3 protein-coding genes and 2 pseudogenes are annotated in these 3369 nt (G+C 74.7%); 2 read left to right on the top strand and 3 right to left on the bottom strand.

Annotated elements, in window-relative coordinates; genetic code table 11:
• Positions 1–1336: pseudogene (locus AB0K09_RS31630) on the top strand (hypothetical protein); the annotation flags it as partial.
• Between the two features lie 48 nt (positions 1337–1384).
• Here the strand turns inward: AB0K09_RS31630 and AB0K09_RS31625 are convergent.
• Positions 1385–1753 carry an arsenate reductase family protein gene (locus AB0K09_RS31625; protein ID WP_366068830.1) on the bottom strand — a complete coding sequence of 123 codons (369 nt, stop codon included), beginning with the start codon at positions 1751–1753 and terminating at the stop codon, positions 1385–1387.
• 175 nt (positions 1754–1928) lie between these two features.
• On the opposite strand from AB0K09_RS31625, the gene AB0K09_RS31620 reads away from it, so the two are divergent.
• Positions 1929–2180: a hypothetical protein gene (locus AB0K09_RS31620; RefSeq protein ID WP_366068831.1), complete on the top strand. Its 252-nt coding sequence runs from the start codon at positions 1929–1931 to the stop codon at positions 2178–2180.
• A gap of 46 nt (positions 2181–2226) precedes the next feature.
• On the opposite strand, the gene AB0K09_RS31615 is transcribed toward AB0K09_RS31620, so the two are convergent.
• Together AB0K09_RS31615 and AB0K09_RS31610 are read right to left on the bottom strand one after the other, a co-directional pair.
• Positions 2227–3138: an NAD(P)-dependent oxidoreductase gene (locus tag AB0K09_RS31615; protein WP_366068829.1), complete on the bottom strand. Its 912-nt coding sequence runs from the start codon at positions 3136–3138 to the stop codon at positions 2227–2229.
• An 8-nt stretch (positions 3139–3146) separates the two neighbouring features.
• Positions 3147–3369 (bottom strand): annotated as a pseudogene (locus tag AB0K09_RS31610) (hypothetical protein); the annotation flags it as partial.

Raw genomic sequence — 3369 nt, 5'->3', positions numbered from 1 at the left:
TCCCTACCGCAGCCGGCTGGCGGACGTCGGCCTGCTGGTCGCGGCGTCATCCCTGGTCACCGTCGCCTCACCCTTCATGCTGCGTGAGGTCCTCGCGCCGGGCGACTGGAGCTACACGCCCGCGTACTTCCACGACAACGCCCCGGAGCACAGGACGTTCTCCGTCGAGCGCATCGTCTACGCGACGATGAAGGACGTCGACGTCTCTCTCCTGCGCCTCTCGGCGACCTATGGCGAGCTCGCCGCGCTGAACGTCACGCCGCGCACCCTCGCGACCGGCCGGCCCGCTTCGGGCACCGCCCTGTGGGCCGCTCACGCCCCGACCGACGGCGTCGAGGAGGATCAGCGGTTCCTGCGCCTGTCCACCTGTGCGGTGACGGGTACGGGCGTGGCCCTGCACGAGAACATGTGGCTGTGGAAGGACTCCACCCGGACCGACTGCCTCGGCATCAGCGGCGGTTCCTCCGGAGGCGCCGTCACCACCGCCGCCGATCCGAGCCGGCTCGTCGGCATGCTCAACACCATCGACACCCCCGGCTACCTCGGCTGCGGCCTCGGCCGGCCCTGTGAGGGCAGTGCCGAGGGTCTGGTCATGCGTGCCGACAACACCGCCTACGTCACCCCGGTCGACGCGGTCGGCTCCTGCCTGGAGCCCGCCGGGCTGAACCTGCGCAAGAAGGGCTGCCGTCTGGACCCGGGCGGAAAGGTGACCGTCACCGCCTCCGGGCAGCAGACCCGCAGCCGGACCCCGGAGGGCCCGGCCCGCTGGGACGTCCACATGGCGCGGCCCGCCTCCGGGTCGTATGCCTACGTGGCCGTCAAGACCGGCCCCTTCGGCGCCGTCGACTGCACCAGGCCCGAGGGCTACGGCACGCCCCGCCGGCTGACCGCGGCCGGCCTGGACCACACCGCCGCCCTGCCCGCGAGGGACAACCTGTACGTGCTGTGCGCGGCCGGCGGCCCGGACGCCACCCTCAAGGGCGCCGCGTGGACGAAGTCCCTCGCGCACCCCGCGTACGCCTACGCCCGCGTGGACGACACCCCGCCGACGGTGGCCCCCAAGGCCGACATCCGCCTCTTCGGCAGCGGCCCGGACGCCGTGTACTGGGTGCAGCCCGTGTACCGGCCCTGGGAGATCAGCGAGTACCGGGTCAAGTACGGTCCGAAGGCGACCACCGACTGCGCCGACCGGGCGGGATACGGCATCTACCGGAACATCCCCGCGTCCCTGCGCGCGGCCGATGGCCCGTGGACGTACTGCGCGATCGGCCTCGACGGGGCCGGCAACCCGACCCCGCCGGCCGCCTTCGCCGTGACGGAGCCGGCATCCCACTAGTGCCCGCGGCCGCGCGCTCCTGTCCCCGGGAGCGCGCGGCCCGCACGGTCAGCGCGCGGAGCGCGACAGTGCCTCGCGCACGGCCTCCTCCGTACGGCCCACCACCGCCGAGCCGTCGTCCGCCGTGATGATGGGCCGCTGGATCAGCTTCGGATGCGCGGCCAGCGCCGCGACCCAGCGGTCGCGCGCCTCCGCCTCGCGCGGCCAGTCCTTGAGGCCGAGCTCCTTGCCCTCCGCCTCCTGCGTCCGCGTGATGTCCCACGGCTCGAGCCCGAGCCGGTCCAGCACCTCGCGGATCTCCTCCTCGCTCGGCACCTCGTCGAGGTAGCGGCGGACCGTGTAGCCGGCCCCCTCCGCGTCGAGCAGACTGATGGCGCTACGGCACTTCGAGCACGCGGGGTTGATCCAGATTTCCATGCCGGACACCGTATCGCGAACCCGGTTCCGGCCCGTGTGACCAGGGCCGATTGTCAGTGCCCGGCAGTAAAATGGGGGGGAGTTGAAAGAGGCGCACGACCGCGTCAGGAGGACGTCGATGGCCGTAGCCGCAACCCCCCTTCCGAATCTCCCGGGACTGGGGGATCTGCCCGAGATGCCCAGTTTCCCGACCTTGCCGAAGAAGCGTCTGCCCGCCGGCCGCCCGCGTGGCTGGTACGAGTCGTACCACCGCCGGCTGAAGGCCATGCGTCTGGCCATCGCCCTGATGAACTCCGGCGTCTACCGCCCCAAGGTGGCGACCAACCGCCGCATACGCACCGTCGCGGAGCAGATCGGGGAGCGCCCGCCCTCCGACGCCACCTGCACCATGGTGCGCTCCCTGATCCGCCGGGAGGGCGTGCGCTGACCGCCCGCGTCCCCGCCGTGCCCGGCGCGGCGGGGACCGGCGGCGCTCACGCACCCCGGGCGCAGTCCGCCAGATAGTCGTCGAGGGACCGCCGCGGCGACCAGCCGCACGCCCCTGCCCTGGCGGTGTCCAGAACCACCTCGTGGGCGAGCTGGTCGACCGCGTACCGCGTCAGCGCGGGCGGCCGGGAGCCCGGCAGCAGGCGGGCCACCGTCTCCGCCGCGCGGGCGGCCGCTTCGGCGACCGGGACCGGCAGGTGCCGGATCGTGGCGTCGACGCCGTGCGCGCACAGCACACGCCGGAGGGCCTCGTCGCGCCCGTACGGGGCCGCGTCGGCGATGTTGTACGCCCCGGAGGGCCAGCCGGCCGCGGCCAGACACGCGTCGGCGAGGTTCTCCACCGCTGTCAGGCTCAGCCGCACGTCCGGGCCGGGCAGCAGGAGCGTGCCCGCGCGGACGCGCGCCAGCAGCCGGGGCAGCAACTGGGTGTCCCCGCTGCCGTAGACCGCGCGCGGCCGCAGGACCACCGCGCCGGCCCGCAGGGCGAGCCGTTCGCCCGCCGCCTTCGTCCGGCCGTACGCGTTGAGCCGGCCCCCGACGGGATGGTCCTCGCGGACCCGGCTCCGGTCGTGACGCGGATCGTAGACGCTGGCGCTGCTCACCCAGACGACCGGCCTGCCGCCGGCGGCCTCGAGCAGCCGAGCGGTGCCGTCGACGTTGACCGCGTGCATCACGGCCTCGGCGGGGGAGCCGGGGGAGGGGTCGCCCACCGCGGCGGCACAGTGGACGACCAGGTCCGCGCCGGCGAGGTCCGGGACCTCCCGGGCCGCGTCCCACGGTATGTGGCGCCCCGCCGGCCCGGGCCGGCGTCCCACGCACACCACGTCGGCGACCGCGGTGGCGGCACGCGCGACGTGGCCGCCGCAGAAGCCGCTCGCGCCGGTCACGGCGATCCTCATCGTCGGAGTCATGAGGCGCCCCCCGGCCGGACGGTCAGGGAACGCCAGCCGGGCAGCGCGGCGCGGCGGTCGGGCCGCGCGCGCACCACGACCGGGCGGTGTGCCGCCAGTACCGCGAGCGCGTCGCCGAGCTGGGCCCGGGCCAGTCGCGCCCCCGGACAGGCGTGCGCCGCCGTCGAGGCCGCCGTCAAACAGGCCGACATGCGGCGCGGCATCTCCGACGTCTTCGTC

This window comes from Streptomyces sp. NPDC049577 (genome assembly GCF_040675635.1).
In the GTDB taxonomy this organism is placed as follows: domain Bacteria; phylum Actinomycetota; class Actinomycetes; order Streptomycetales; family Streptomycetaceae; genus Streptomyces.
The sequence above is the reverse complement of the archived record's forward strand: the minus strand, read 5'-3'. Positions and strand labels throughout refer to the sequence as shown.